This is a genomic window from Halomonas sp. A3H3, assembly GCF_000982975.1.
Lineage (GTDB): Bacteria > Pseudomonadota > Gammaproteobacteria > Pseudomonadales > Halomonadaceae > Vreelandella > Vreelandella titanicae.
Window position 1 is genome coordinate 2,762,131 of sequence record NZ_HG423343.1, and the last position, 26,944, is coordinate 2,789,074.

At 56.5% G+C, this 26,944-nt stretch carries 24 protein-coding genes and 1 pseudogene; 16 read left to right on the forward strand and 9 right to left on the reverse strand.

Translation table 11 applies throughout. The annotated features are described in order from the left end of the window. Positions 1 to 22 precede the first annotated feature (22 nt). From HALA3H3_RS12225 to hpaI, 4 genes are all read left to right on the forward strand, one after another. On the forward strand, positions 23 to 1,003 hold the full coding sequence (locus HALA3H3_RS12225) for a TRAP transporter substrate-binding protein (protein WP_022521900.1): 981 nt from the start codon (positions 23 to 25) through the stop codon (positions 1,001 to 1,003). Positions 1,004 to 1,126: 123 nt separating this feature from the next. Then, complete coding sequence (locus HALA3H3_RS12230) at positions 1,127 to 1,669, forward strand: TRAP transporter small permease (RefSeq protein ID WP_022521901.1); 543 nt, start codon at positions 1,127 to 1,129, stop codon at positions 1,667 to 1,669. Further along, positions 1,666 to 2,961 (forward strand): TRAP transporter large permease, encoded by a 1,296-nt coding sequence (locus HALA3H3_RS12235; protein ID WP_009287487.1) that lies wholly within the window; start codon positions 1,666 to 1,668, stop codon positions 2,959 to 2,961. Before HALA3H3_RS12230 ends, HALA3H3_RS12235 begins: the two co-directional genes overlap by 4 nt. Positions 2,962 to 2,977: 16 nt before the next feature. After that, positions 2,978 to 3,748 (forward strand): 4-hydroxy-2-oxoheptanedioate aldolase, encoded by a 771-nt coding sequence (gene hpaI, locus HALA3H3_RS12240; RefSeq protein WP_022521902.1) that lies wholly within the window; start codon positions 2,978 to 2,980, stop codon positions 3,746 to 3,748. Positions 3,749 to 3,762: 14 nt separating this feature from the next. Here hpaI and HALA3H3_RS12245 read toward each other — a convergent pair whose 3' ends face one another. Genes HALA3H3_RS12245 through HALA3H3_RS12255 form a run of 3 tightly spaced genes read right to left on the reverse strand, consistent with a single transcriptional unit; the run spans position 3,763 to position 7,698 of the window. Beyond that, positions 3,763 to 5,187, reverse strand: coding sequence for an FAD-binding oxidoreductase (locus HALA3H3_RS12245; RefSeq protein WP_022521903.1), 1,425 nt, complete (start codon positions 5,185 to 5,187; stop codon positions 3,763 to 3,765). Beyond that, positions 5,187 to 6,488 (reverse strand): L-fuconate dehydratase, encoded by a 1,302-nt coding sequence (locus HALA3H3_RS12250; protein WP_022521904.1) that lies wholly within the window; start codon positions 6,486 to 6,488, stop codon positions 5,187 to 5,189. Before HALA3H3_RS12250 ends, HALA3H3_RS12245 begins: the two co-directional genes overlap by 1 nt. A 46-nt stretch (positions 6,489 to 6,534) precedes the next feature. Next, positions 6,535 to 7,698 (reverse strand): fumarylacetoacetate hydrolase family protein, encoded by a 1,164-nt coding sequence (locus HALA3H3_RS12255; RefSeq protein WP_022521905.1) that lies wholly within the window; start codon positions 7,696 to 7,698, stop codon positions 6,535 to 6,537. 237 nt (positions 7,699 to 7,935) lie between these two features. On the opposite strand from HALA3H3_RS12255, the gene HALA3H3_RS12260 reads away from it, so the two are divergent. The 8 genes from HALA3H3_RS12260 to nanR all read left to right on the forward strand — a co-directional run bounded on the left by HALA3H3_RS12260 (position 7,936) and on the right by nanR (position 16,094). Further along, positions 7,936 to 8,700 (forward strand): SDR family NAD(P)-dependent oxidoreductase, encoded by a 765-nt coding sequence (locus HALA3H3_RS12260; protein WP_022521906.1) that lies wholly within the window; start codon positions 7,936 to 7,938, stop codon positions 8,698 to 8,700. Then, positions 8,697 to 9,698: a 4-hydroxythreonine-4-phosphate dehydrogenase PdxA gene (gene pdxA / locus HALA3H3_RS12265; protein WP_022521907.1), complete on the forward strand. Its 1,002-nt coding sequence runs from the start codon at positions 8,697 to 8,699 to the stop codon at positions 9,696 to 9,698. Before HALA3H3_RS12260 ends, pdxA begins: the two co-directional genes overlap by 4 nt. Next, entirely contained in the window at positions 9,695 to 10,888 is a 1,194-nt protein-coding gene (locus tag HALA3H3_RS12270; RefSeq protein ID WP_022521908.1) for a four-carbon acid sugar kinase family protein, read from the forward strand. Before pdxA ends, HALA3H3_RS12270 begins: the two co-directional genes overlap by 4 nt. A 198-nt stretch (positions 10,889 to 11,086) precedes the next feature. After that, positions 11,087 to 12,088, forward strand: coding sequence for a sialic acid TRAP transporter substrate-binding protein SiaP (locus HALA3H3_RS12275; protein WP_022521909.1), 1,002 nt, complete (start codon positions 11,087 to 11,089; stop codon positions 12,086 to 12,088). Positions 12,089 to 12,216: 128 nt separating this feature from the next. Beyond that, the gene (locus tag HALA3H3_RS12280; RefSeq protein ID WP_022521910.1) at positions 12,217 to 12,750 is read left to right on the forward strand and encodes a TRAP transporter small permease; all 534 of its coding nucleotides are present in this window, start codon (positions 12,217 to 12,219) and stop codon (positions 12,748 to 12,750) included. A gap of 38 nt (positions 12,751 to 12,788) precedes the next feature. After that, positions 12,789 to 14,168: a TRAP transporter large permease gene (locus HALA3H3_RS12285; protein ID WP_022521911.1), complete on the forward strand. Its 1,380-nt coding sequence runs from the start codon at positions 12,789 to 12,791 to the stop codon at positions 14,166 to 14,168. A 62-nt stretch (positions 14,169 to 14,230) separates the two neighbouring features. Continuing rightward, positions 14,231 to 15,307 (forward strand): Ldh family oxidoreductase, encoded by a 1,077-nt coding sequence (locus HALA3H3_RS12290; RefSeq protein ID WP_022521912.1) that lies wholly within the window; start codon positions 14,231 to 14,233, stop codon positions 15,305 to 15,307. Positions 15,308 to 15,371: 64 nt separating this feature from the next. Next, a complete protein-coding gene (gene nanR / locus HALA3H3_RS12295) occupies positions 15,372 to 16,094 on the forward strand; it encodes a transcriptional regulator NanR (protein ID WP_022521913.1) in 723 nt (240 codons plus the stop codon). A 56-nt stretch (positions 16,095 to 16,150) separates the two neighbouring features. On the opposite strand, the gene HALA3H3_RS12300 is transcribed toward nanR, so the two are convergent. Further along, on the reverse strand, positions 16,151 to 17,227 hold the full coding sequence (locus tag HALA3H3_RS12300) for a TRAP transporter substrate-binding protein (protein WP_022521914.1): 1,077 nt from the start codon (positions 17,225 to 17,227) through the stop codon (positions 16,151 to 16,153). 327 nt (positions 17,228 to 17,554) lie between these two features. Here HALA3H3_RS12300 and HALA3H3_RS12305 point away from each other — a divergent pair, with 327 nt between their 5' ends. From HALA3H3_RS12305 to HALA3H3_RS12320, 4 genes are read left to right on the forward strand one after another with little or no spacing between them, the layout of a single operon-like run. After that, the gene (locus HALA3H3_RS12305; RefSeq protein ID WP_022521915.1) at positions 17,555 to 19,357 is read left to right on the forward strand and encodes an IlvD/Edd family dehydratase; all 1,803 of its coding nucleotides are present in this window, start codon (positions 17,555 to 17,557) and stop codon (positions 19,355 to 19,357) included. A 17-nt stretch (positions 19,358 to 19,374) separates the two neighbouring features. After that, entirely contained in the window at positions 19,375 to 20,319 is a 945-nt protein-coding gene (locus HALA3H3_RS12310; protein ID WP_022521916.1) for a DMT family transporter, read from the forward strand. Positions 20,320 to 20,350: 31 nt separating this feature from the next. After that, positions 20,351 to 21,121 (forward strand): FadR/GntR family transcriptional regulator, encoded by a 771-nt coding sequence (locus HALA3H3_RS12315; protein ID WP_022521917.1) that lies wholly within the window; start codon positions 20,351 to 20,353, stop codon positions 21,119 to 21,121. A 35-nt stretch (positions 21,122 to 21,156) separates the two neighbouring features. Continuing rightward, a complete protein-coding gene (locus tag HALA3H3_RS12320; RefSeq protein ID WP_053856970.1) occupies positions 21,157 to 22,107 on the forward strand; it encodes a Gfo/Idh/MocA family protein in 951 nt (316 codons plus the stop codon). A gap of 48 nt (positions 22,108 to 22,155) precedes the next feature. On the opposite strand, the gene HALA3H3_RS12325 is transcribed toward HALA3H3_RS12320, so the two are convergent. From HALA3H3_RS12325 to HALA3H3_RS12345, 5 genes and pseudogenes are all read right to left on the reverse strand, one after another. Continuing rightward, positions 22,156 to 23,052: an NAD(P)-dependent oxidoreductase gene (locus HALA3H3_RS12325; protein WP_022521919.1), complete on the reverse strand. Its 897-nt coding sequence runs from the start codon at positions 23,050 to 23,052 to the stop codon at positions 22,156 to 22,158. Between the two features lie 67 nt (positions 23,053 to 23,119). After that, a complete protein-coding gene (locus HALA3H3_RS12330; protein WP_022521920.1) occupies positions 23,120 to 24,175 on the reverse strand; it encodes an Ldh family oxidoreductase in 1,056 nt (351 codons plus the stop codon). Positions 24,176 to 24,213: 38 nt separating this feature from the next. Then, complete coding sequence (locus HALA3H3_RS12335) at positions 24,214 to 25,092, reverse strand: NAD(P)-dependent oxidoreductase (protein WP_022521921.1); 879 nt, start codon at positions 25,090 to 25,092, stop codon at positions 24,214 to 24,216. Between the two features lie 113 nt (positions 25,093 to 25,205). Beyond that, positions 25,206 to 26,171, reverse strand: a complete 966-nt coding sequence (locus HALA3H3_RS12340; RefSeq protein WP_022521922.1) for a GntR family transcriptional regulator — start codon at positions 26,169 to 26,171, stop codon at positions 25,206 to 25,208. A gap of 28 nt (positions 26,172 to 26,199) precedes the next feature. Further along, positions 26,200 to 26,944, reverse strand: a pseudogene (locus tag HALA3H3_RS12345) (altronate dehydratase); the annotation flags it as partial.

A 26,944-nucleotide genomic window follows, 5' to 3' on the forward strand; every position in this document is an offset into this window, starting at 1 on the left:
ACAACCGTAGAGAGTCTATCCCATGCGGAAACAACTGCTTGCCACGCTGGCTACCCTAGGCATGCTAACGACGGCGCCGTTCGTCTTGGCGAATCCTATCGAAATCCAAGTTAACAACACCATGAGTGAGGGCGGTTCGGAAAGCGCAGCGGTGGAGCGCTTTGCTGAGTACTTAGAAGAACAGGCACCGGGTCGTTTCGATGTTCGTCCCTTCCTGGCGGGTTCATTGGGCGGCGAAAATGCCGTTTTGGAACTACTGAACCTTGGTCAAACCCAGCTCTCTATCACTGGCGGTAACTGGCGCCAGCAGTACGCGCCTGAATACGATGCCATTACTGTGCCCTTTGTGTTCTCAACCTGGGACGAAGTCGATGCCTATATGGAGAGCCCCTCTGGCCAGGCACTGATTGAAAAGGCGGAGAGTCAGGGCGGCCTTAAATACTTCGGCACCCAGCACCGCGGCCCGCGCCACATGACCGCCAATAAAGCCATCGAAACCCCGGAAGATCTTGATGGTTTCCGCATGCGCCTTCCTGCGCTGCCAGTATGGATGGAAGTGTGGGAAGAGATCGGCGCCCAGGTCGTCAATGTGCCCGCTCCCGAAATTTACCTTGCCATGCAGACCGGTCAGGTTGACGGCCATGAGAACTCGCTCTCATCGCCCTATACCCGCCGCCTGTGGGAAGTGCAGGATCACATCATTATGACCAGCCATGTGCAGTTCCCGTGGAACTGGGTGGCGAGTGCGCGCTGGTGGGAAGGTCTTGAGTCAGACGACCAGGCATTGATCGAAGAGGCCATTCATGTCGCCCGTGAGCACGGTACCGAGCGTGAGCGCGAACTCGATGAGTACTACCTGGAAGCACTGCAGGACGAAGGCATGACGGTTATTGAGCCTGATATTGCCGCTTTCCGCGAAGCCGCGTTACCGGCGATTGATCGTGTCATGGCCGAAATGGCCGACGGCGTTCGCGAGGATGCACTGGGTAACCAGAGCGAGTAACCCTCCTTTGGCAGAAACAGCGGCGGCCCACTGGGCCGTCGTTGTTCTTCAAGATAAATAAGTTTTACAAGACAAATAAGTTTTCATAACCGAAAAAAAGACGTCAGGGTAAGGAGTTCTGCTGTGGAAGACGCTGTAGCACCCAGCCAAGGGCCGGATCGAATCGCTTTCTATACGCTGCGCGGCGTCACCCGCCTGTGCGATGGGGTCGGCGTGGCGTTAATGGCGGCCATCCTGCTATTGATCGTGGCGGCGGTCATTGCCCGCGACTTGTTGGGGCTGGGCATGCCCTGGACCGAAGAAGTAGCGTCTATGTTGGCCATCTACGCGATTGGCTTTGGCTCGCTATCGGCGTGGGTGCGCAGTGAACACCTGGTGGTCGATCTGTTTAGTCACAAGCTTTCAGGCCTGGGTAAAAATATTCAGTACCGGTTTACTGCACTGATTTCCTGCGGTTTTTTTGCCCTTGCTGCCTGGGGGGCATGGATTATGTCGGACATGAGCGCCAACAATAAAACGGTCTCGTTAAGTATCAGCTTCAGCTATCTCTATTACGGCATCTTTTTCAGCTTTGTGGGCATGGCGCTGATTGCCCTTTGGCAAACTTTTCGCGGCCCGGTGGCGTGGTTGGAAACGTCCCATGAAGAGGAGGCTTCTCAACCATGACCGAACTACTGATTTTCGTCGGTGGCCTGTTAGTACTGATGGCCATTGGTTTGCCTGTGGTGGTCGCCATTGGCGTGACCTCCTTTATCGCCCTGGTGGCTACTGGTACCGGTGGGCTGCCCGTTGAGTTACTGCCGCTGCGCATGGTGCAAACGCTCAATAACTTTACTCTGCTGGCGATACCGTTGTTTATTCTGGCCGCCAACATCATGAATATTGGCTCCACCACTACGCGTATTTTCGACTTCGCCACCGCGCTGGTGGGCTTTACCAAGGGCGGCCTGGGTCACGCGAATGTGGTGGCTAGCTCCATTTTTGCCACTATGTCGGGCACTGCCGTTGCCGATGCCGCAGGGCTTGGCAGCATCGAAATCAAAGCCATGAAAGAGCGTGGCTATGCGCTGGATTACTCCACCGGTGTTACCGCTGCTTCCAGCGTTATTGGGCCGATTCTGCCGCCCAGTATTGCCTTGGTTGTGTACGGCTGGTTAGCCAATGTGAGCATTGGCGGGCTGTTTATGGCGGGGCTACTGCCGGGTATTTTGATGGCGCTGCTGCTGATGGGGATGACCGTGCTACTGGCTGCCAGTGGCAAGGTGGTGATGCCCAAGCCCACACCCTTTGATGCTTGCGAAGTCGCCCGCACCGGTAGGCGTGCCATCTTGCCATTAATGATGCCGGCGATTATCGTCGGTGGTATTTGGGGTGGTTTCTTCACACCCACCGAGGCGGGGGCTATTGCCTCGCTCTACGCGGTAATTCTAGGCGGGCTGATCTACCGTGACTTGAACTGGCGAGACCTCTATAACGCTTTCCGCCGTACCCTGATGTTCAGTGCAGTGATCCTGCTGATTATTGCGGTCTCCAGCTTTTATGGCTGGATCCTGGTGCGTATGGGGATCCCTCAGGCGTTGGCGGGGCAGGTGGCCAGCATCGATATGCCAACGATCCTGCTGTTGCTCTGCTTTGCGCTGTTCTTCCTGCTTATCGGCTGCTTTATGTCGGTGATTGAAAGCATCCTGATTTTTACCCCGATTGTGGTTCCCGCGGCGCTAAGTGCCGGATTAGACCCCGTGCATTTCGGTATTGTGATGGTGATCACGCTTTCAGTAGGGGTTATTACCCCGCCCTTTGGCACCGTGTTGTTCCTGATGGTGGGGATCACACGGTTGCGCTACGGCCAGGTCGTCACGGCGATCATGCCGTTCTTACTGCCGATTATCGCCACCATTCTACTGCTCATCGCCGTGCCGGGGCTGGCTACTTGGCTGCCAGACGTTATGGGGTATTGATGTAAAAGGAAAGCGAATGAAAATGCCGCACAACACGTTTAAGCAGCAACTGCTGGCGGGACAGCCCCAAACGGGGATTTGGCTCGGCTTGGCGAGCGCCTACACCGCGGAGATTGCCGCCACGGCAGGCTTTGACTGGCTGCTGCTTGACGCCGAGCATGCTCCCAACGATGTATCGAGCCTGCTTGCCCAACTACAGGCACTGGCCCCCTATGGCAGCCACCCGGTGGTGCGCCCGCCCACCGGGGATACGGTGCTGATCAAGCGCTACCTGGATATTGGCGTTCAGAACCTGTTAATCCCCATGGTGGAAACGGCTGAGCAGGCTGCCCAGCTGGTGGCGGCCACACGCTATCCACCCCGCGGTAGTCGCGGCGTTGGTCATGTGCTGGCACGCGCCTCGCGCTGGGGGCAGGCAGAAGGCTACCTCTCCCGCGCCGATGACGAAATCTGCCTAATGCTGCAGGTAGAGAGCCCCCAGGCACTTGCCAATCTGGAGGCAATCGCCGCAGTAGAAGGTGTCGATGGGGTGTTCATTGGCCCGGCGGATTTATCGGCCTCAATGGGGCACCTGGGCAACGCCAGTCATCCTGACGTCACCGCGGCGATTAGCGATGCTATCACCACAATACGTGCGGCAGGGAAGGCCGCAGGTATCGTGACGGTGGATGAGCAGGCAGCCCGCGGCTATCTTGCAGCGGGCTGCACCTTTGTTGGGGTGGGTATCGATGCCCTGCTCTATGCCAATGCCCTGCGCGGTCTGGCGGAGCGGTTCAGGCACGAATGAACAAAGCGTCGGGGTTACTCTACGGCAGGCAAAATCCGACCTGGGTTCATCAGCCCTTTAGGGTCAAACAGGGTTTTAACCCCGTTGATCAGCTCCCGCTCAATCGGCGATAGCCGCGCCAGATAAGGCGCTTGCTTGGTGCGGCCAATGCCGTGCTCGGCGCTAATGCTACCGTGAAAATCGTCGAGCACTTCAAACAGCCGCTCTTCCAAGTCGTGCAGGTGGGCTTTCTTATCGCTATCCGCCATTGCCGTGGGCGGCAGTATATTGAAGTGTAGGTTGCCGTCACCCACATGCCCGTAGGCAATAATTTCGCACTCGGGGGAAGCGGCCATGACCACGTCACTGGCGCGGGTAACGAAGTCGGGTATCGCCGAGATGGGCACCGAGATATCGGTACGCAGGTGCTCTCCGCGCCGCCGTTGGCCTTCCAGCATGCTTTCGCGGAACTGCCATAGCTGGGCGGATTGGGTGTCGCTGGAAGCCAGCGCGCCATCCAGCACCAGCTCGCGCTCCATGCCGGTTTCCAGCAGCGCTTCCAACATCGAACCCAGATCCACTGGCCCCGTGGTCGCGACTTCCATCAGCACGTACCAGGGGTACGCGTCTTCAAGCGGGTCACGCAGCTCTGGCGTTGCTTCAATCGCCAGCTCGATACAGCGGCGAGGAATCAGCTCAAAAGCCGTCAGCAGGTCGCAGCACTCCCGGCGCGCCAGACCATACAGGTCGATGACCGCCTGGATGGAGGGTAGGCCCAGTAGAGCAGTCCGGTTCTGGGTAGTGCGTGGTGAAAGCTTTAACACTGCGCCCGTAACAATACCCAGCGTACCTTCACTACCCAGAAACAATTGCTGAAGGTCGTAACCGCGGTTGTCTTTGTGCAGCGCATTCAGGCTTTCCCAGACGCGCCCATCGGGCAGCACCACTTCAAGCCCCAGCACCAGCTCGCGCATCATGCCGTAGCGGAGTACGTTAAGCCCGCCCGCATTGGTGGCAATATTTCCACCAATCTGACAACTGCCTTGGGCGCCCAGCGAGAGCGGAAAGTCACAGTCATGATCAAAAGCCGCCAGCTTGACGTTCTCAAGGATGCAGCCAGCGTCTACGGTAATGGTGAAGTTAATCGGATCAATGGCGCGCACGCTATTTAAGCGCTCAAGACTGATCACCAACTCCTGACCGTTGGTGGCGGGCAAGGCGCCCGCCACCAGACCGCTATGGCCGCCCTGTGGCGTCATCGCGATTCCTTGGGCGTAGCAGCGCTTTACCACCTCGGCGACTTCTTCCGTGTTAGCCGGACGGGCCACCGCCAGTGGTGTGCCCAGCGTATCTCCCGCCCAGTCGCTAATGTAGCGCGCTATGGCGTCTGGCTCGCGCAGCAAGCCTCGCTCGCCGAGCAGGCTGGTTAGCTCATTTAGAAAGGAGGTGGTGTCTGTCATTACTTCTCTTCCTTCCAGGCCGCGCCCTCGGGGAAGCGGTGCTGTGCTTGGGATTCTGCGTGCATGGCGATACTGTAACCTGGCGCTTCAGGCACTTGGTAGCGGCCACGGTTGATTACTACCGGGTCAATAAAGTGTTCGTGCAGGTGATCCACATATTCAAGCACGCGACCTTCAAGGCTGCCGGATACCGCGATATAGTCGAACAGGGAGATATGCTGGGTGTACTCACACAGCCCGACGCCACCGCCGTGGGGGCAAATTGGCACGCCGAACTTGGCGGCCATCAGCGTTACTAAAATCACTTCGTTAAGCCCGCCCAAACGTGCCGCATCGAGCTGGCAATAGTCGATGGCATCCGCCTGGAAGAACTGCTTGAACATCACTTTATTGTGACAGTGCTCGCCAGTGGCGACGCCGATAGGCGCAACCCGGTGGCGGATTTCGGCGTGGCCGAGAATGTCGTCAGGGCTGGTGGGCTCTTCTATCCATAGCGGGTCAAATTCGGCCAGCCGACGCATCTTGGTGATCGTCTCGTCGACTTCCCACACCTGGTTGGCGTCCATCATCAGCACGTTGTCCCAACCGATCTCTTCGCGTAGCAGCGCCGCTCGGCGGGCATCCTCTTCAATGTCGCCGCCAATCTTCTGTTTGAAATGAGTCCAGCCTTCAGCCAGCGCTTCACGCGCCAGACCGCGCACTTTCTCGTCGCTGTAACCCAGCCAGCCCGCTGAAGTAGTGTAGGCGGGGTAGCCATCGTGGCGCATTTCGGCTTCGCGGGCTTCTTTGCCGGAGGCCTGACGGCGCAGCAGACAGATCGCTTCTTCCGGCGTTAGCGCGTCGGTGACGAAACGGAAATCAAGGCAGCGCACCAGCTGTTCCGGGGTCATATCCACCAGCAACTTCCAGACCGGCTTACCTTCGTTTTTCGCCCACATATCCCACACGGCGTTAACGATAGCGGCGGTGGCTAGGTGAATTGCGCCTTTATCGGGGCCGATCCAACGCAGCTGGCTGTCGCCAGTAATTTCCCGCCAGAAGGTGCCCATGTCGTCGGTTATCGACTCAAGCGTTCGTCCCTCGATCAGCGGCGCTAGGGAGTGCAAAGCGGTCACCACAATCTCGTTGCCGCGGCCAATGGTAAAAGTTAAGCCGTGCCCCTCGGGGCTGCTGTCATCGGTGTGCAGGATGACGTAGGCGGCGGAGTAGTCCGGCGCGGCATTCATGGCATCCGAGCCATCCAGAGAACGCGAGGTGGGAAAACGAATATCCTGGATCTCGACGCGAGTGATGGTTGTCATTGTGCGCTCCTAGGCTGTGATATGAGTGGCGTATTGATTGTTAGAATCAGCGGCGCGCTAAGTGGCGCATCAGTTCGCGAATACCGTAGGTCCAGGGCGGCAATTGATCGCTTCTGCCTACCCGGTTGACTAGGGCGCCCAGGGCCGGGGTGGCGATGGTGACGCGATCACCCAGGTGATGGGTAAAACCCTGGCCTTCCCCGTCGCGATCCTGAATGGGCGAAAACATGGTGCCGAGGAACAGCATAAAACCGTCCGGATATTGGTGGTGGCCGCCGATGGTTTGGCTTACCAAGTCCAGCGGGTCGCGGCTGATCTCGCGCATATCGCTCTCGCCCTGGAGCAGGAAGTCGTCATCCTCCCCCTCAATACGCAGCGATACCTGGCAGTTGCGCACGCTGTCGATATCGAAGTGGTCATCAAACAGGCGAATGAAGGGACCAATGGAGCAGGAGGCGTTGTTATCTTTTGCCTTGCCGAGCAGCAGGGCGCTGCGCCCTTCCACATCGCGCAGGTTAACGTCGTTGCCCAGAGTCGCACCGCGCACTTGGCCGCGGCTGTCTACTGCCAGGACAATTTCCGGCTCGGGGTTATTCCATTTTGAAGACGGGTGCAAACCCACCGGTGTGCCAAAGCCTACCGATGAGAGCGGCTGAGACTTGGTAAATACCTCTGCATCCGGGCCGATGCCGACTTCCATGTACTGTGACCAGCCGCCGCGCGCTTGAAGCGCTTTTTTAAGCGACATGGCCTCGTCAGAGCCGGGCTTAATTTTAGAAAGATCTTTGCCGATCAGCGCCTGCAAGTCGTCACGCAGCTCGGCTGCCCTGGCCGAATCGCCACCCGCTTGCTCTTCGATTACCCGTTCCAGCAGGCTGACGGCAAAGGTGACGCCGCAGGCTTTAACGGCCTGAACATCGCAGGGGGCTAGCAGGTAGGGCGCTTGTGGTTGGGGTAACTGAGAGTTTTCCAGCAGTGCCTCGACACTACCTAGGTTGGGGCCTTCCGCTCGCTGCACTACCGCTTGTAGGTCGTCGCGTTCCAGCAGGTCAGCCATGGTGGGCCCATAGGCGGTAATGTCGATCACCTGACCGTTGTTGACGGTCACTAGCGCGGGGCCAGGATGGCTGCCCTCCAGCCAAACGCGGCCAACCAGCAGCGCGTTACCCAGGTCGGCGGGAAGTGTGTCCGTCGATGAAAGTGGATTCATGTACTTCTCCATTCGCTCTTAGAATTAGTTTTAATCGTTAGCAGTGGGAGGCGACTGGCGCTAAACACGCCATCGCCTATCATGTTATAGATGTCGCTTTGTATGACAGGTATGCCAGTTCATTGCTTACTTTAGCGCACCGCTCCATTTCGGGTCGATAGTTAAATCTATCTAGAGGACGACGGTTTCGCTAAGTGTGGCTCTCAAAATAAAAGCAAAAGTGTTAAGGAGAATTTCATGTTAGACGAGTGGAACGGTAAGCGAGTACTTATCACCGGCGCCAGCCGTGGCATTGGCGCGGCGGTTGCGAAACAGCTGGGGGCGTTGGGAGCCCACATAGCGGTGCATTATCACAGCAGTGAAGCGCCCGCGGAGGCAGTGGCCAAGGCGATTCGCGATGCGGGTGGGGACGCCTTTACCGTTAAAGCAGACGTCAGCCACACCAGCGAGACCCAAAAACTCGTCGACGATGCCGCCGAGCGTCTGGGCGGTTTAGACCTGTTGATCAATAACGCGGGGGACATGCTGGGCCGGGTTGGCTTAGATGAGATGGACGATGACCAATATGACCGGGTCATGGATCTCAATGTCCGCTCGGTGATCATGGCCAGCCGCGCAGCGCTACCGCATTTTCGCCACGCAGGCGGTGGCAATATTATTCACACTACCTCGATTGCCGCACGTAATGGCGGCGGGGGAGGCGCTGGACTATACGCCTCAGCAAAAGGTTTTGTGAGCACGATAACGCGAAATATGGCCAAGGAACTTGCCGGGGATAATATCCGCGTGAATGCTGTGGCCCCCGGTACGATTGCGACCGATTTTCATGAGCGCCACTCAAGCGATGCTCATCTAAACGCAGCTCGGGCATCGATTCCCATGGGGCGTTTGGGCACGGCGGAAGAGTGCGTGGGCGCGTACGTTTTTCTGGCGACCGATACGCTCAGTGGCTATGTCACTGGTCAAATCATCGAGGTCAACGGCGGGCAGTTAATGCCATGAATAGCTCCCCACGCTGTTATGAAATTGCTATCACCATGGGCGACCCTGCTGGCATCGGCCCTGAGATTATTTGCCGCGCGCTGAGTGCTATGTCCGCCACCGAACGTGCCACGGCGATGGTCATCGGTGACCCGGCTATTTATCGCCGTGCGGCGGCAAGTGTTGGTGTTGTGCTTGAGTTCGTGCCATTGGAGCAGGCAGAGAGCGATAAGGATTGTGTGGCGGTCGGTGTGGTCGAGGTGCCGAAAGGCGTTGAGATTGCTGATGGTCAAATTAGCGCCGGTGCGGGTGATATGGCGTTTCGCTGCGTTCATAAAGCCGTGGAATTGGTGCAGGCGGGGCGGGCGCAGGTGATTGTCACCGCCCCGCTGAACAAGGCGGCGTTGCATGAAGCTGGGCACCATTACGATGGCCACACCGGGATGCTGGCATCGCTGACCGGTGCGCCCTCGTCGTTTATGCTGCTGGCATCTGAGACGCTCTCGACGCTACATGTATCCACCCACGTGTCGCTACGTGATGCGATCGACCGAGTGACCCCTGAACGCATCATTGCCACCGTTGAAGCAGGACACGCGCACTTGCTCGCGTTGGGCATGAAGGCTCCGCGCATTGCCGTGGCAGGCCTTAATCCGCACTGCGGTGAAGGGGGGATTTTTGGCGACGAAGATAGTCGCTGTATCGCCCCAGCGGTGGAACGCTTGCGGGAACGGGGTTTTGATGTGAGCGGGCCGATCTCTGCGGATACGGTGTTTTACCGCGCTTCGAAAGGCGAGTTCGATTTGGTTATTGCCCAGTATCACGACCAGGGCCATATCCCCGTCAAACTGATTGCTTTTGATACCACGGTCAATGTCAGCCTTGGCTTGCCGCTTCAGCGCACCTCGGTGGATCACGGCACTGCCTTTGATATTGCCTGGCAGGGCAAAGCCGATGCCACCAACATGGGATCAGCGATTGCCTATGCGCGACGGTTAGCCAGTGGCGCCAAGGCATGAGCGGCTGCCGATTGGCGATTATTGCCGATGATCTTTCGGGCGCGCTGGACACCTCAGCACCCTTTGCCGCGCGAGGCGCAGATGTCCGCGTGGTGGTTAGCCTGGAGGCATTAGCGACAACGCTAGAGGCATGGCAAGGCCAGTGGCCAGAGGTCATCGCCGTGAATACCCAGTCCCGCCATCTGCAATCTGAGGAGGCGGCGCTTCGGGTAAGCGAAGCAGTGCGTTTGCTCACGCGAGTCGCGCCGCAGGAGTGGTTCAAGAAAGTCGATTCAACCCTGCGTGGCCAAGTAGTCGCAGAGTGCACAGCACTGCGGGAAGCGCTTGGCTTTCCCCTGCTGTTGGCTCCCGCGGTACCGGCCCAGGGGCGAGCAGTGCGTAATGCCGAAGTGTGGGTGGACGGCATTCCACTGGCTGATACCACCTACCAACAGGATGCCCTCTCAACACCTCTGATCGGCCCCATTGATCAGGCATTTGCCGTCAGCGGACAACCGCTGCAGCGCTATCGCTCTGGTCAGGGCGCTCAACTCCCTAACGGGGACTGTATCGCCGATGCCCAAAGCGACGAGGAGCTTGCTGCGCTCTATCAGCTCGTGTCGAGTGCTGGCTGCCGCCGAGCAATGGCGGGGGCTGCGGGGCTGGCAACGGCTATCGCCCAGCGCCTTTTCGGGTGGCCTGATGCACCGTTTCGAGCGTTGAATAGCGTCAATGCAGTGCTTTATGCCATCGGTTCTAGAAGCCCTCGTGCTGCCGAACAGCTCCAACAGTTGCGACAATACGTGCCCGGTTTGGCCGTGATTAAAGCGTGTACCGAGCCCTCTGCTACACCCTGTAATAGTAGCCCGGCCTTAGGGGCCTATGTGGTCGTGCCCGGAGAGAGTGAGGAACGCACGGCAAACCAAGTCGCCGAGTCGATGGCTTCCAAAGTGACCGACATTACGTCTGCCTGGCGGGACGATGATCCGTGTTTGCTATTTTTAACCGGCGGGGATACCGCCATGGCCGTGCTGACTCAACTGGGGGTGAGTTATATCTGTGTCGAGACGGAGTGGTCACCCGGGGTGGCGCTAGGGAGTATGGATGGCGATAGGCGAAAGCGAGTGATGACTAAAGCAGGTGGCTTTGGCGATCCTCAACTGCTGGTGCGCTTATACCATCAGTTCGCTCCACGGCTTGAATCATCATAGGCACTACTAAAATCGTTACCTGGATAGTTGCGCGATTGCGGGCAGCCAACTAAGTTTGAAGCTGGTGGTATGACACGTATACAGCGCTATGATCGGTTACGTTGGTTGCCGCCGCTTAAAAAATAACCAATACATCACAATAAATAGCAGCAAATCACACTATCCAACAACAAATCCAATGGTTGTGAGGAGTACACGATGAGCCACAAACGCCAACAATCGCTTAAGATGGCCCGCCTGCTGACCGCTACGCTTATCGCCGGTGGTCTCTCAGTGACCGGTGCTGTGCATGCGCAAGAAGAACTCACCTTTGCTCACGTCTATGAGACATCCGAGCCCTACCACGAGTGGGCACTGTGGGCGGCAGATGAAATCGAGGAGCGTACTGATGGCCGTTATTCGATCAGTGTCCACCCGGCGTCATCACTGGGTAAGGAGTCGGACATCAACGAAGGCCTACAGCTTGGCACGGTTGATCTGATCTACACCGGCAACCAATTTGCCGGTCGTTTCTATGGCCCGGTGGGGATCGCTGGCGCGCCCTATATGTTCCGCGATTTTGACCATTGGCAGGCCTATGCTGATAGCGACCTGTTCAAGGAAATCGCCCAGGGCTACCAGGATGAAACCGGTAACGTACCGCTGGCCATGAACTACTACGGGCGTCGCCATGTAACCTCCAACGAACCGATCAATACGCCGGAGGACATGCAAGACCTGAAAATTCGTACGCCCAATGCGCCAATGTACATGATGTTCCCCGAAGCGGTGGGCGCCAACCCCACTCCGATCGCTTTCTCCGAGGTTTATCTGGCGCTGCAGCAAGGTGTGGTGGATGCTCAAGAAAACCCACTGCCGACCATTCGCGCCAAAGCGTTTCATGAGGTGCAGGACTATATCAATCTGACCGGGCATATCACCGATTCGCTAATCACCATCGCCGGTGGCCCATTGTGGAATCGCCTCTCCGAGGAGGATCGTGAGGTTTTCCGTGAGGTCTACACCGAAGCCGGCGAGCGCATCACTCAAGATATCTTGAAATCCGAGGAAGAGCTGGTGGCTTGGTTCGAAGAGCAGGGTGTGACCGTCAACGAAGTCGATATAGAACCCTTCCGCGAAGCCACGATTCCTGCCCATAACGGTGAAGCGGCGACTTGGGATCAGGAAACCTATGATCGTCTGCAGGCTATCGGCCAGTAATCAGACTATCGGACGGTAATGCCGTGAGGCCTGAGTTTTCCAGAATCCGTACGTTTCCGGGATCGTTTTTTTCGTAGACCAAGACTCGCCCCGCCCAAGCCTCGGGTGGGGCGAAGCGGGAGCCTTCCATGATCCAAACTGACTCTACTGACGAGACCAGCCTTGCAGGTCTCGACGATGATTCCTTCAACATTCACGACTATGCCCTGGAGGATTTCCTGACGCTTGGGATCTTCTGGCTACTGGCACTGGATGTCTTTATGCAGTTTTTCAGCCGCTATGTGCTGGGTAATTCCATCGCCTGGACGGAGGAGATGGCGCGCTATCTATTGGTTATGGTGGGCTTTATGGGCAGCACCATGGCCGTGCGAAAGGGATCGCATATCGCAGTGGAATTTTTCTATCGCTACATGCCGGGGTGGCTGGGGCGCGTGATGTCGACGCTGGTAGACCTGATCAATATTGCCTTCTTCGCCAGCATGGCCTGGATCACCTTCAAACTGGCTGATCGTACCAGTGCCATGATGACCTCTGTGGATATCCCTAAAAGCTGGCTTTACTACTTGGTGATGGTGGGCTTTATCATCATGCTGGTGAGAGGGGTGGAGGTGGCTATTCGTCACTGGCGCTCGGGCACCAGTGAACTGCTCAATACCCAATAACAACACGCCAACACGCTACTCTCTCGGAGATCACCCCAATGCCCAACATTCTGGCTGTGAGGCGCGGCGGTGCGATAGTACCGCCATTGGTCGCGGCTGTCGCGATACTCGGCTGTATCGCATTGGCCGCCACCCAGCACTATTTACTGTTCCTGTTTGCGGCGCTCTTTACCCTGCTGGTGATAGGGGTGCCGATCGCCATTAGTCTTGCCGGCTCGTGCCTGCTGTATGTGCTGCTGACCGGCAGAGTACCCGATGTTGTCGTGATGCATCGCATGATCAACGGCGTCGACAGCTTTCCCCTGTTGGCGATTCCGTTTTTTATACTCGCCGGTAACCTAATGAACAATGGTGGCATTACCGTGCGGATATTTGACTTTGCCAAAGCATTGATGGGCTGGATGCGTGGCGGTCTGGGGCACGTCAATGTAGGCGCCAGCATTGTTTTTTCCGGCATGTCAGGAGCCGCAGTCGCCGATGCTGGGGGGCTAGGTACCATTGAAATCAAGGCCATGAAAGATGCCGGTTACGACGAGGAGTTCTCGGTGGGTATCACTGCGGCATCTTCGACCATTGGCCCGATTATTCCGCCGAGTCTGCCGATGGTTATCTATGGCGTAATGGCCTCGGTGTCGGTCGGCCAGTTGTTCGTCGCCGGCCTGGTACCGGGCCTGTTAATGGGGCTGGTGCTAATGGCCATGATCACGATCATTTCACGGCGGCGCGGCTATACCCGCGATGCGGTGTTCTCGTTTCCGGTGCTTGGTCATACGTTCAAGCGCGCCTTCCTGTCACTCTTAACACCGGTCATCATCGTCGGCGGCATAATGTCGGGGGCCTTCACGCCTACCGAAGCGGCGATTGCTGCGGTGGTCTACGCCTTGGTGCTGGGGGGAGTGGTTTATCGTAGCCTGACCTGGCGCCGCCTGCTCAAGGTGAGCATGGAAACTATTGAAACCACTGCCGTGATCCTGCTGATCGTCGCTGGTGCCTCGATATTTGCCTGGATCCTGACCAGCAACCAGGTCACGCAGCATGTCGTGACCCTGCTCGGGCCATTTGCCGATAACCCCATCGCCACGCTGATCATCATCAACCTGGTGCTGATTCTGGTGGGCTGTTTTATGGAGACCATCGCGGCGATCACCATCCTGGTGCCGGTATTGTTGCCGGTGGCCATTACTGCGGGTGTCGATCCGGTGCACTTTGGCGTGATCATGGTGCTAAACCTGATGATCGGCTTGTTAACGCCGCCGGTAGGCATGGTGCTGTATGTACTGTCGCGAGTGTCCGGAATTTCCTTCGAGAAATGCATGCGTGGCACGCTGCCGTTCCTGGTGCCGCTGGTCATCGCATTGCTATTGGTTACCTTCATTCCAGCTATCTCGCTGTGGCTGCCAACACTGATTTATCGTTAAGCATTACCGGGGCTGGCCAATGGTCAGCCAGTAGCCCGACTGAAACCAGGAGCTATCGATTAATGAGAGATACGTCGTCAAATTTTCGCGTCGCTCGCGAAGATCTTGCCCGCTTCATGCAAGCCGTTCTGAAGGCGGCAGGTGCTGATCAGGCATCAGCAAACGCGGTCACTCACGCGCTGATTACCGCCTCACGTATGGGCACCGACAGCCATGGCCTGCGTCTGCTGCCCCACTATCTGCAGGCGCTCAAGGGCGGGCGGATCAACGGCGCGCCCGACATGCAGTTCCACCAGCGCCTGGCGGCGACCGGTTTTCTGGATGCTGACGACGGGTTGGGGCACCTTGCAGGTTATACCGCCATGGAGCACGCCATGGCGATGGCCGAGACGGTGGGGATGGGCGCCGTCGCGGTGGGCAACTCGTCGCACTTCGGTGCGGCGGGGTGCTATGCGTTGGCAGCGGCTGAGCGCGGTTATCTCGGCATGGCGTTCTGCAATTCGGATCCTTTCGTGCTGTTGCATGAGGGCGCCAAACCCTTTCACGGTACCAACCCCATCGCCTTTGCGGCGCCGGTGGCGGGCGAGTCGCCTTACCTGCTGGATATGGCGACCAGCTCGGTGCCCTGGAATCGCGTGCAGCAGTACGGGGCGATTGGGCGTGAACTGCCAGACCAGGTCGCGGCGGATGCTACCGGGCAGGTAAGCCGCGTTCCTGGTGAAGTGGCCGCACTGTTACCGCTGGGTGGTAGCGGCTTCGGCTTCAAGGGCGCGGGATTGGGTGGCATGGTTGAGGTTCTGAGTTCGATGCTGTCGGGCATGCAGCATGGCTTTAAGCTGCTGCCTATGGGTGGGCCAGACATGGCGACGCCACGCGGGGTAGGGCACTTCTTCCTGGTCATGAAACCGGATGCGTTTGCGGATGCAGGCACTTTTGCGCAAGGAATGGCTGAGTATCTAGCCGACCTGCGCGCCCAGCCTGCTGCACCCAATGCCCAGGTAATGGCACCAGGTGATCGCGAATGGCGCTGCCAGGCTCAGCGCGACGCCGAAGGCATTCCGCTTGATTCTGCCAATCAAGTAGCCTATGCCGAGATCGCCGAGCAGTACCAAATAGCGCCGCTCTCTCGGCTGGTTTGAAGGATAATGACCAGAAATGCAGTAAAATGGCGGAAAATTCCAGGTTAACCAGGGGTGACTGCCTATGAGCAGATACCGGATCGAGCGTAAAACGCTATCGGAACAGGTCGCTGAGCAGCTTGAGGCGGAGATTCTCGAGGGGCGGCTGAGTGAAAACGATCAACTGCCTTCAGAGAGGGAGTTGATGGAGCAGTTTGGTGTTGGCAGACCCGCGGTGCGTGAAGCACTGTTCCACCTGCAACAGCTAGGACTTATCGCCATCAACAGCGGTACCCGCGCCAGGGTAATTCGTCCCACCGCTGAGGCGGTGATGGCCAGGCTTTCTGGGGTAACCCGACAGCTACTTTCTAAGCCCGATGGTCAACAGTATTTCCAGGAAGCGCGGGCCATGTTCGAGATATCTTTGGCTCGCTACGCGGCGCGTAATGCCAGTGAAGAGGATCTAGCGAGGCTGCGCGATGCATTAGCGGATAATCGCGATGCAATAGGTGATGAAGCACGCTTTAAACGCTCTGATAATGACTTCCATGGCGTGTTGGCCAGCATTGGCCGTAACCCCATTTTTGATGCTATCCATGTGGCGCTCTCTGAGTGGTTGGACGATCGCCGCGCGCTGGTACTGCAACAGAAGGACGAAGACAAAGCGGCTACCGCTGCGCATACCGAAATCATCGCAGCGATAGAGTCTCGTGACCCAGATGCGGCCGAGGCAGCCATGCGGCGCCACCTCGACCGTCACTACGGCACCTATATGCAGCTTAAAAAGCGCCTCTCGGACGCTTCTTAATTCTCATGCTACCCAATTAATCCTGCCGCCTTTTTTATTCGGCGGCAGGGATGGGATCACTCGGTCATTGTCGATTCAGCAATCTCTTGGAATTCAGTCACGAGATCTTCGCCGATGCGTGGTGCCCACTCTTCGTAAACCGGCTGCACGGCTTCCTGGAAAGCGGCAATCTGCTCGTCATTAAGACGGGTAATTTGCATGCCGCGTTCTTCAAGCTGATCCCGTGCCCAGTCGTCGTACTCGCTGGAAAGCTGGATTTCGTAATCCGCTGCTTGCAGCGCGGCTTCCTGAACAAGTTCCTGATACTCTGGATCGAGGCGATCCCAGGTACGCTGAGAGATCATCTTGATGAAGGGCGTATAAACGTGACGGGTTTCGGAGCCGTAATCCTGCACCTCATAGAAGTTGGAGGTCAGGATGGTGCTCCAAGGGTTTTCCTGGCCATCGACAACGCCTTGTTCCATGGCGGAGAAGAGTTCACCAAATGCCATCGGGGTCGGGTTGGCGCCCAGCGCTTCCCAAATAGCCAGGTGCACTGGGTTCTCCATGGTGCGAATAGACAAGCCACGAACGTCCAGGCCCGCCACATCTTCTGGTGAAGCGACTTCACGAGCACTATTGGAGAGCTGGCGGAAGCCGTTTTCAGAGAATGCCAGGGCTTTTAGACCAGTGCCATCGAAGGCATCAAGCATCTCCTGGGCAGCATCGCTACGCATGGCCTTTATAGCCGCTTCCCGAGTAGGCAGTAGGAAAGGAAGGTCAAAGACTGCCAGCTCCTCGACATAACCTGTAGCGGGTGAAGAGGAAGGGTAGGTCATATCCAGAGTACCGGTTTGCAGCATTTCCATCATCTGCACGTCATCGCCAAGCTGGCTGTTGGGAAAGATATTAACGCTGATACGCCCTTCGCTGCGCTGGTCGAGAATATCCGCAAAGTATTGGCTAGAGATATATTGAGGCGAGCTTTCCGCCAAGCCCAATCCCATGCGCAGAGTGACGCTGCCGTGGTCACCCACGGTACCGCCCTCTATCTCTGGCGGATCGGAAAGGTCAGGCGTTTGCGCGTAGGCAATGCCTGAGCTGAGCAGTGTAGCGCCGGTCATTAATAGGGTGCGTTTCCAAAGATGGTGCATAGTCGTCACTCTCCTGGCGTGCTGCAGGTCGCTACGCTAAGGGGATATTCCTAACGAGCTGCAGCGTGGTTGATTGTTGTTGTGTGTAAGCGGCACTCGCTTATAGAGGTGTAAGTGCCGCTCCCTTAGGTGAATGTCTAATGTTTTTGATATATGTTCAACATATACTTTTGTATGTATCGACGCCGCGGGTAAGAACGCGTACCGTCATGGCAACTCTTCCCTACATTTTAGGAAGCTTTCTTCATCGTTAGTGTTGGTGGGCAGTTTGAGTGCCTAAAGCGCGCCTGCCGACTTGTATATTTACTTTAGGCGTGGAGCGGAACCATGGCCAATTTTCAGCGAATAACTCCTGAGCAGTTGCGTTCACGCTACTGGTTCGATAACCCTGATCACCCCGGAACCACGGCGCTATGTATTGAGCGCTACCTCAATTACGGTATTACTCTGGATGAGCTGACCAGCGGTAAGCCGATCATTGGTATTTGCCAGTCGGGCTCTGATTTAACCCCGTGCAACCGCCACCACATTGACTTGGTCAAGCGGGTTAAAGACGGAATTCGCGCCGCAGGTGGCGTGCCGTTTGAATTTCCCATGCATCCTATTCATGAGAACGTGCGCCGACCCACTGCTGCGCTGGATCGGAACCTCGCTTACTTGGGCATCGTGGAAGTGCTCCATGGCTACCCGCTAGATGGCGTGGTATTGACCACCGGCTGTGATAAAACCACCCCGGCTGCGCTGATGGCCGCGGCAACGGTGAATATTCCGGCCATTGTGCTCTCCGGTGGTCCGATGCTAAACGGCTGGCGCGGTGCCGAGCGGGTGGGCTCAGGCACGATTATCTGGGAGCTTCGCAAGCGGCTGGCAGCTGGGGATATCGACTACGCAGAGTTCCTTTCCCGCGCCAGCGATTCAGCGCCTTCGATAGGCCACTGCAACACCATGGGCACCGCCTCTACCATGAATTCCATGGCGGAAGTCCTGGGCATGAGCCTGCCGGGGTCGGCGGTGATTCCTGCGCCCTATAAAGAGCGCGCAATGGTGGCCTTCGACACGGGTACGCGGATTGTCGATATGGTGTGGGAAGACCTGCGCCCGCTGGATATTCTGACCCGGGAAGCGTTTGAGAACGCCATCGTGGCATGCTCGGCACTGGGCGGTTCATCCAATGCGCCGGTACATATCAATGCGATTGCCCGCCATGCAGGCATCGAGCTGGATAACGATGACTGGCAGCGCCTGGGCCATGAAATTCCACTGCTGGCCAACGTAATGCCTGCCGGTGCTTTCCTATGCGAAGAGTTCTACCGTGCCGGCGGCGTTCCGGCGATCCTTCACGAGCTACAGTCGGCGGGTAAGCTGCACGGCGATGCGCTGACGGTCAATGGCCGCTCCATCGGCGATAATCTGCAGGGCTGCGAAACCCAAGACCCCGATGTGATCTGTCGCTATAACGACCCCTTGGTGGATCATGCGGGCTTCCTCAATCTCAAGGGCAATCTTTTTGATTCGGCACTGATGAAAACCAGCGTGATTTCCCGGGATTTCCGCGAGCGCTTTCTGAATGACCCCAGCGACCCGGAAGCCTTTGAAGGCAAGGTGGTGGTATTCGATGGCTCCGAGGATTATCACGCCCGTATTGATGATCCAGCGCTCAACATTGATGCACGCACCATTCTGGTAATGCGCGGTGCAGGGCCGGTAGGGCATCCCGGTGGTGCCGAAGTGGTTAATATGCAGCCGCCGGAGGCGCTGATCAAGCAGGGCATCGAATCACTGCCCTGCTTGGGCGACGGCCGCCAGTCGGGCACTTCCGGCTCACCGTCGATTCTCAATGCTTCCCCGGAAGCCGCTACCGGGGGTGGCTTGGCGCTGCTGGAGAGTGGCGACCGTCTGCGGGTCGATCTCAAGCGCGGTGAGGTGCAGCTGCTGATCGAACCCAGTGAACTGGAAGCCCGCCGGGAGCGTTTAGCCCAGCAGGGCGGTTACCGCTACCCTGGCCACCAGACGCCTTGGCAGGAGATCCAGCGCAGCATGGTCGAACCGCTGGACCGCGGTATGACATTGGAACCCGCCACCAAGTACCGCGATGTGGCTCGCCAGCATCCGCCCAGGGATAATCACTGAAGAGGCGAATACTAAAGATGAGTCGTTGGAGTACCTTATCGCATCGCCAGCAGGGACTACTATTAACCGCTGGCGGGGCGCTGATCATGGCCCCGGATGCCCTGCTGATTAAAGTGGCCGATCTGCCCGATGCCGAGATATTGATGTGGCGTGGCTTTCTTTCGGGCTTAGGTTTTCTACTGATCGCCCTGATGCGCTATGGCCGTGGCACGCTGGCAGCCTACCGTCGCTGCGGCTGGACGGGTATCGCCGTGGCGCTGCTGTTCAGCCTGACCACCTGCGGTTTCGTGCTGGGCAACCAGTACACCAAGGCGGGCAACGTACTGATGATACTGGCCAGTTCGCCGTTAATCGCTGCCGTGCTCTCCTGGATCATCCTCAAGGAGCGTCTGCCAAGGCGTACCTGGTTAGCGATATTGCTGTGCATGGTGGGTGTCGCCATGATCGCCCTCGATGACGCGGGCGCAGGTTCTTGGGTCGGAAACGCTTTCGCTTTGATGGCGGCAACGACCCTGGCGATTAACTTTACCCTCTGCCGTACGCGGCCGGGGGTGGATATGAGCCCGATGCTGGTGTTCAACGGCCTTATTGTGGGTAGCACTGCAGGGCTGTTTTGGCTGGCGGGCAGCGAACCAACCCTGCCTGCAGCCAACCAGCTTGCTGTCGTTATCCTGCTCTGCCTGATTATTGTGCCTTGCGGCGTGACGCTACTGCAGCGTGGGCCGCTCTATCTGCCCTCCGCCGAAGTGGGCCTGCTAATACTGCTGGAAGTGGTGATAGGCACGCTGTTGGCCTGGTGGATTCTGGCCGAACAGCCCGCGCCGATGGCCATGGTCGGCGGCGTTCTGGTGCTGGGCACATTGAGTGCTAAGGGCCTCTATGAACGGCGGTTAGAGCTGAGGGTGCGGGCAGGTCTCGAACCTTCGCCACCGGTAACAGTGGACCGGTCAAGTACGTTATGATTGGCAGGAATCGAAATAGGGTCTTATCGCAGTGACGTCATCTCTCAGTAAGTCAGCCGTTCGTCCCAGTATCGCCGAACATCTCGCCGAGGAGATCTTCGGTGGTCGCTATCACCCTGGTGACCTGGTACCCCGGGAAATGGATCTATGCGAACGCTTTGCGATTAACCGCTCAGCGGTGCGTAGCGATCTTCGCCAACTGGTCGATGCCGGGATTATTGAGCGGATTTCTGGTCATGGTTCCAAGGTGCGCGAATACTCAGAGTGGCATATTCTTGATGCCCAGGTGACTGACTGGCTGACCCGCTACGCTGCCCCCAACCCGGATATTCAGCGCGAGATTCTTGCCTTCCGTCTGGACGTTGAGCCCTATGTGGCGATGACCGCCGCCAAGCGGGCCAAGGCGCGTGATTTAGTCGCCATCGAAGAAGCCTTTGAAGGGCTAGGGCAGAATCTACGCAATGCCACCTGCGAAGAGGAGCGGCGGCTGCACAGCGAGTGTGATGTCGCTTTTCACGAAGCGATTTTCAAGGCGACCCACAATATTGTCTGGGCGCAGCTATCACATATCCTGCGACCCTCCATCTACATGCTGATCTCCATGTCCAACGAGAACGCCCCAGATCCTGAAGAGAGCCTGGAGCGTCACCGTCAACTGATGGAGAGCATCCGGCTGCGCCGCCCCCGGGAGGCGTTTTTAGCGTCCCAAGCGGTGTTGGCAGGTACCGCCGCAGCGCTAGGGCTTGAGCACAGCGTTAGCTCATTAGGGCGCAGCGTTGAGCTGCCCCACACCACCCCCTGAACCCATTTTCAATGGTTAAAAACAAAGGCAAGCGTATGTCTGACTTCAACTCTGGCTTTAGCTCTGGCTTTAAGTTAGGCCTAGTGGGCGTGGGTAAAATTGTCCGCGACCAGCACCTACCGGCAATCGCCGCTACTCCAAACTGCCATCTTGTCGCTACGGCGGATCCTCACGCCTCGCTGCCGGAACTACCCGCCTATCAAAACCTGGAAGCGATGCTAGACGCCCACCCTGAAATTACCGCTGTCTCAATCTGCACGCCGACCCATCTGCGCTACTCCCAGGCGCGGGCCGCACTGATGCGTGGCAAGCACGTGCTGCTTGAGAAGCCACCGGGGGCAACGTTAAGCGAAGTGGAGGACTTGATTGCCTGTGCCAAAGAACAGGGCGTTAGCCTGTTTGCCGCCTGGCACTCGCGGTTTGCCCCTGGCGTTGCCCAGGCCCAGCAGTGGTTAGCCGAACGGCAGATGCAGCGGGTAGAGATCGAGTGGAAAGAGGACGTGCGGGTATGGCACCCAGGCCAAGCGTGGATCTGGCAGCCGGGTGGCATGGGAGTGTTTGATCCCGGTATTAATGCGCTGTCGATTGCGACCGCCATCTTGCCCCAGCCGTTTTTTCTGCAACAGGCGCGACTGCTGGTGCCGAGCAATGCGCAAACTCCGATTGCAGCGGATCTCACCTTTACCGACCCACAAGGCGCGTCCATTGAGGCGGCGTTTGATTTTCGCCAGAGCGGCCCGCCCACCTGGAATATGCATATCCACAGCGATGGCAGCCGCTTGAGTCTCACCCAAGGCGGCTGTCGATTGGTCATCGACGATGAACTGATCATTGAAGAGGAGGAGCGCGAGTATCAAGGTTTATATGCGCGCTTTGCCGAGCTGATCGCAAACAAGCGCAGCGAGGTGGATGTTGCCCCGCTGCGCCAGGTCGCCGATGCGTTTCTATACGGCCATCGTGAGCCTACCGAAGCGTTTATCGAGTGAAGGCTTTATATGGAAATATGAGGTAGCCAAGAAGCTATCTAAGTGGCCTTAATCGGATACGATCTTATTGCGTTTTATACAGCTGTCATACGCTTGGGGAACGAAACTATCTTCCCCCACGTCGTCTCGAGCTAACGTAAGAAACTCGCAAAGCGGTGGCAGCATATGGGGGGCTAGCTGATAGGCGTTTAACGTTTCAGTCAGGTAGCGCATATCTTTTTCAGCATTACCAAGACTGAACTGTAACTTTGTGCACTCCTTCTGCAGTACCCACTCCATAACGGGAGCGAGCATCGCGCTGTTGGCTCCCCCTTGTGAGCAAATTTCCAGGAGTTTGTCTTGTGAAACGTCCATGCCAGCCGCCATAGTGGCCGCCTCACTGACTAGGGCAGCAGCCCCTAACGAGAGAAAATTATTAATCAGTTTCAGTTTATGCGCTGAACCAACCTTACCCACATGAAAGATGTTTTCTGCGAAACTTTCCATGACCGGCGTAATACGCGCCACTGTGGAGGCATCGCCACCCACCATGACATTTAGTCGTCCATCTCTGGCTTCACGAGGCGTGCGTGCTAAAGGCGCGTCAACGAGTACCCCCCCTTGATGTTCTACGTTTTTCGCAAGGCGCTCAGTTGATTCGGGATGAGCTGTAGAGCAGTCGACGATAATAAGCCCTTCGTGGCTTCCGGCCATTAAACCGTCAGCCCCGCTGACGATTTCGTTGACCTGTTCGGATGTCTTTACGCAGATAAAAACAATATCACTATTTCTTGCCATCTCTACGGGAGTGCTAACTTCCGTCGCGCCTTCCTTGCATAGCGCTTCAAGGGGGGATCGATTCCTATGGGCCATCACCGTTAGCGGATAACCGTTACGTACGATATGTCTGGCCATTTCCTTGCCCATTAAGCCGAGCCCAATGAATCCGATGCGTTCTTGTTTCATAGTCGCCTCTGATGAGTTGGTTCACCACATCTGAATATCGCCCACTAGACCTTTGCATGAGCGGCTGTTATTGCAGCGCCCGAGGGAAAGTAACCCCCAGACGTTCCGACCAATCGGCTAGAGCTTCGGGAACACCGTCTGGCAGAGGCACGCCCTCCTGCGCATAACGCTTATGGAGGGCAAGCCCACGCTCGCCAGGAATCCGTACTGGAGGGCTACCTTCCGCAACAGGATTGTTACGGCAAGCATCCACCAAAGCGCCAGTTTCGCGTTTGAAGGCATCGAGCCCACCAAAGGCTTCGGGATCCATGATCTGCACCATGACCGAGGCACCCCATTGTGCAGGCGCCTGCACACGACCAAATCCAGCGAGCCCAGACGTTAAGGCTTCCACCATTAGCCCCAGCGCATATCCCTTGTGGCCATGGTCAAGCCCACCAATTGGCATGATGCTCCCCTTAGGCTCATCGAACAGCACGCTAGGTTGATCGGTCGCATTGCCCTGGTGATCCTTGAGCCACGGATACGGCAGTTGGCTGTTTTGTTTGTGCAGTCGGCCGACCATGCCATTAGTGGTAATGGATGTGCTGACATCTAACAGAACCGGGCCTGAAGCCGTCGGGTAGCCCACAGCGATAGGGTTAGGGGTATGGGTCGCTTGCAAACCGCCATGCGGGGCAACCGACTTAGTCGCCGGATCGGATGACTCGATCACCACCACGAGGTCTTGATCAGTGGCACGTTTCAGATAGGCCGCCAAGCAGGCGATATGATTTGAGCATCGAATCACGACCGTCCCTGTGCCGCAGGAGCGAGCCATCAATTCGGCGGTTTCCATTGCTTTAATGATCAACCAGGGGCCGGGAAGATAACGACCATCCCATGTCTGCACGGCAGCGCGTTTGGAGATTACCTCATACTCACCTGACACAGGCATCCGGCCAGACTGAATCTCGCCAAGGTAAGGGGATAGTAGCTGAAGCCCGTGAGTCGTGTGTCCCATCAAATCACCTTCGACGAGTATCTCGGCAACTGCTTGAGCCTTTTCTTCTTCGAGCCCGGCTGCCACAAGTAAAGCGGTGCTGAATTGAGTAATTTCCTGAACGTCGTAATGGTGGCTCATTGTATTTATTCTCCTAAATTTGTTGTTGTCAGGCTCTCTTAATCATTGCGCCGTCTGAGTTGATTGATTAAGGCGCTATGGTCTAACTCGCCATCCCCTTGATCGACGAGCTCTTCAAAAAGTGTGTTGACCAATGACGAAATCGGTAGCTTAAGATGTAGCGTTTCGGCAAAAGCCATCGCGGTCTGGGTATCTTTCAATTGCCATTTCGCTGGCCCACCCGGGGTAAAGTTTTCCTGAATCATACGCTGCCCGTGTATACGCAAAATGGTCGAGTCAGCAAACCCACCTTCAAGCGCACTGAGCATTCGCTCGGGGTTTGCCCCGCCCTGTTCTGCCAATAGTATGGCTTCTGCCACGGTAGCAATGGTGTTGGCCACAATCATTTGATTGGCGAGCTTAGCAAGTTCCCCGCTACCTGCAGGGCCAACATGAACGGGCCTGCCGAGAGATAAGAGAATGGGTTCTACTGCTTTAAAACTTACGGCATCGCCACCCACCATAATGGCCAGCGTGCCGTCGATCGCTCCCTGCTCACCGCCGGAAACCGGCGCATCAAGGTAATTAATCTGGCTCTTGGCGGCTTCTTCTGCTTGACGGCGAGCGGTTTCGACAGGTATTGAACTCATGACAATAAGTGTGGCGTCACGCTGCATGGCATTGAGTAGGCCGCTAGGGCCCAACAGCATTTCATCACACACAGGCCCAGAGCTAAGCATAACGATAACGACATCGCTTTCGGCAACGGCTTCTTCGGGCTTTTCTACGATGGTGGCACCCACCGACTCTAAACGGTTGGCTTTGCTTTTTGTTCGATTCCAGACAAGCACTTGGTGTCCTGCATGTGCCAAGCGTGCTGCCATCGGCGCACCCATAATGCCCGTGCCAATAAATCCGATAGTACGTGACGTTGTCATTATTAGTTCCTCTATCTAGATGAGCCCGTCAAGGCTTCCCGTAATCCTTGCTTAGCAGGTCGATACATTGCTTGAATTGAAGAGATGGGGCATCCACGTTCGTTATTTGGTTGTTAGCGCAGGTAAAGCGGTATATCGATATCACCTGATTCTCGGAAGTTAATCAGCCGGTCGAGTACCTTGGATTCTGAACGCTCTAAATGGGTTGCCAAGGCTTTGCCTGCTTGCGCAGGTTGTTGCAGGCGCATTTTTTCAAATATCCATAAATGTTCATCGAAGAAAGGATCTTGATCGGGAAGCTTTAATACTCGTCCAAGCAGGTGTTTACTGACTAATAAGATAGGATGCGTGCGCCGGAGCATATTCATGACCTCCTGGTTATCACCTAAACTAACGGCGGTATGATGGAGATCATTTTCTAACTCATCCAGTAGCTCCCCCTTTATATCAGGATAGCTCTCAGCAGCGTTTTTGAGTTTGGTTATATAGCCTTTAATGGCACTTTCTGGCATATGTTTTGTAGCTCGCGCAATCATATAAGGTTCTAATTGGCGACGTGCTTCATAAAGATTATGTAACCGCTGATCATTCAGGGGCACCACGCTCCAGCTATTATATTTAATCTTCTCGACTAAACCGATAGACTGTAAATAGAGCAAGATTTGGTGAGTGACCGTACGGCTGACATTAAGCGTTTTGGAAAGCTGCAGCTCATTGAGTTCAAACGCACCCTTAATCGAACATAAAACGATGTCATGCTCAACGCTGTCGATATGCGCCCGCCAAGAAACGATACGGTCTACTTTTGGGGCATGGCCAAGTTGTTTGAAATCATGCTCACTGAGCGCACGTCGCACTATCTCACCTGGCGATGCGCCTACTAAATAGCCGCGCCCCTCGAAACGGCAGATATACTGCTCTTCGTGCAACCGGCTTAATGTTTGCCGAACGGGCGAGCGGCTAATACCAAACAGCTCCGCTATATTTCCCTCAAGCAGTACTAAACCGGGTTCAAGACGTTTCCCAACAATACTCTGCTTAAGAGCCGTGTAGAGTTGGTCGCGCAGCGTTTGTGTCATAGTCAGTTAATTGCTCTTTAATGGGAGTTTAGGTGACGGCACCTACCAGCCAGGGAACGAATTCATTATTACCGTAACCCAGTGATTCGCTGGCGCTCATATCGCCCGAAGCGATGGCAATAATGCGCTCAAAAATCTGCTCGCCAACACTTTCTACACTGTCAGTGCCATCAACAATAACGCCACAGTTTATATCCATGTCTTCATGCATTTTCTCATACATGGAGGTATTCGTTGCGAGCTTAAGGCAGGGAGCGGGTTTGAAGCCTGAGACTGAACCTCGTCCAGTGGTAAAGCAGACTACGTTAGAACCGGAGGCGATTTGACCCGTGACCGAAATCGGGTCATAGCCAGGGCTATCCATAAAGTTAAAACCGCGCGTGGTCATCTTCTCAGCATACAGGAGCACGTCGTTAAGGCTCGACGTTCCGCCTTTAGCTACTGCGCCTAATGATTTCTCAAGGATAGTTGATAGCCCACCCGCTTTATTGCCTGGGGAAGGGTTGTTGTTTAACTCAGCGCCATTTATCTCGGTGTAATGTTTCCACCAGGTGATCCGATCGAGTAGTTTCTGGGCGACGTTCTCATTAATGGATCGGTCTATCAGGAGGTTTTCAGCGCCATAGATTTCGGGGGTTTCGGCGAGTATAACGCTGCCACCATGTTGCACGATAAGGTCGGCGGCATGGCCCAAAGCTGGGTTCGCGGTAATACCTGAGTAGCCGTCTGACCCGCCACACTGCAATGCAACCACTAAATGTTCAAGAGAGGCG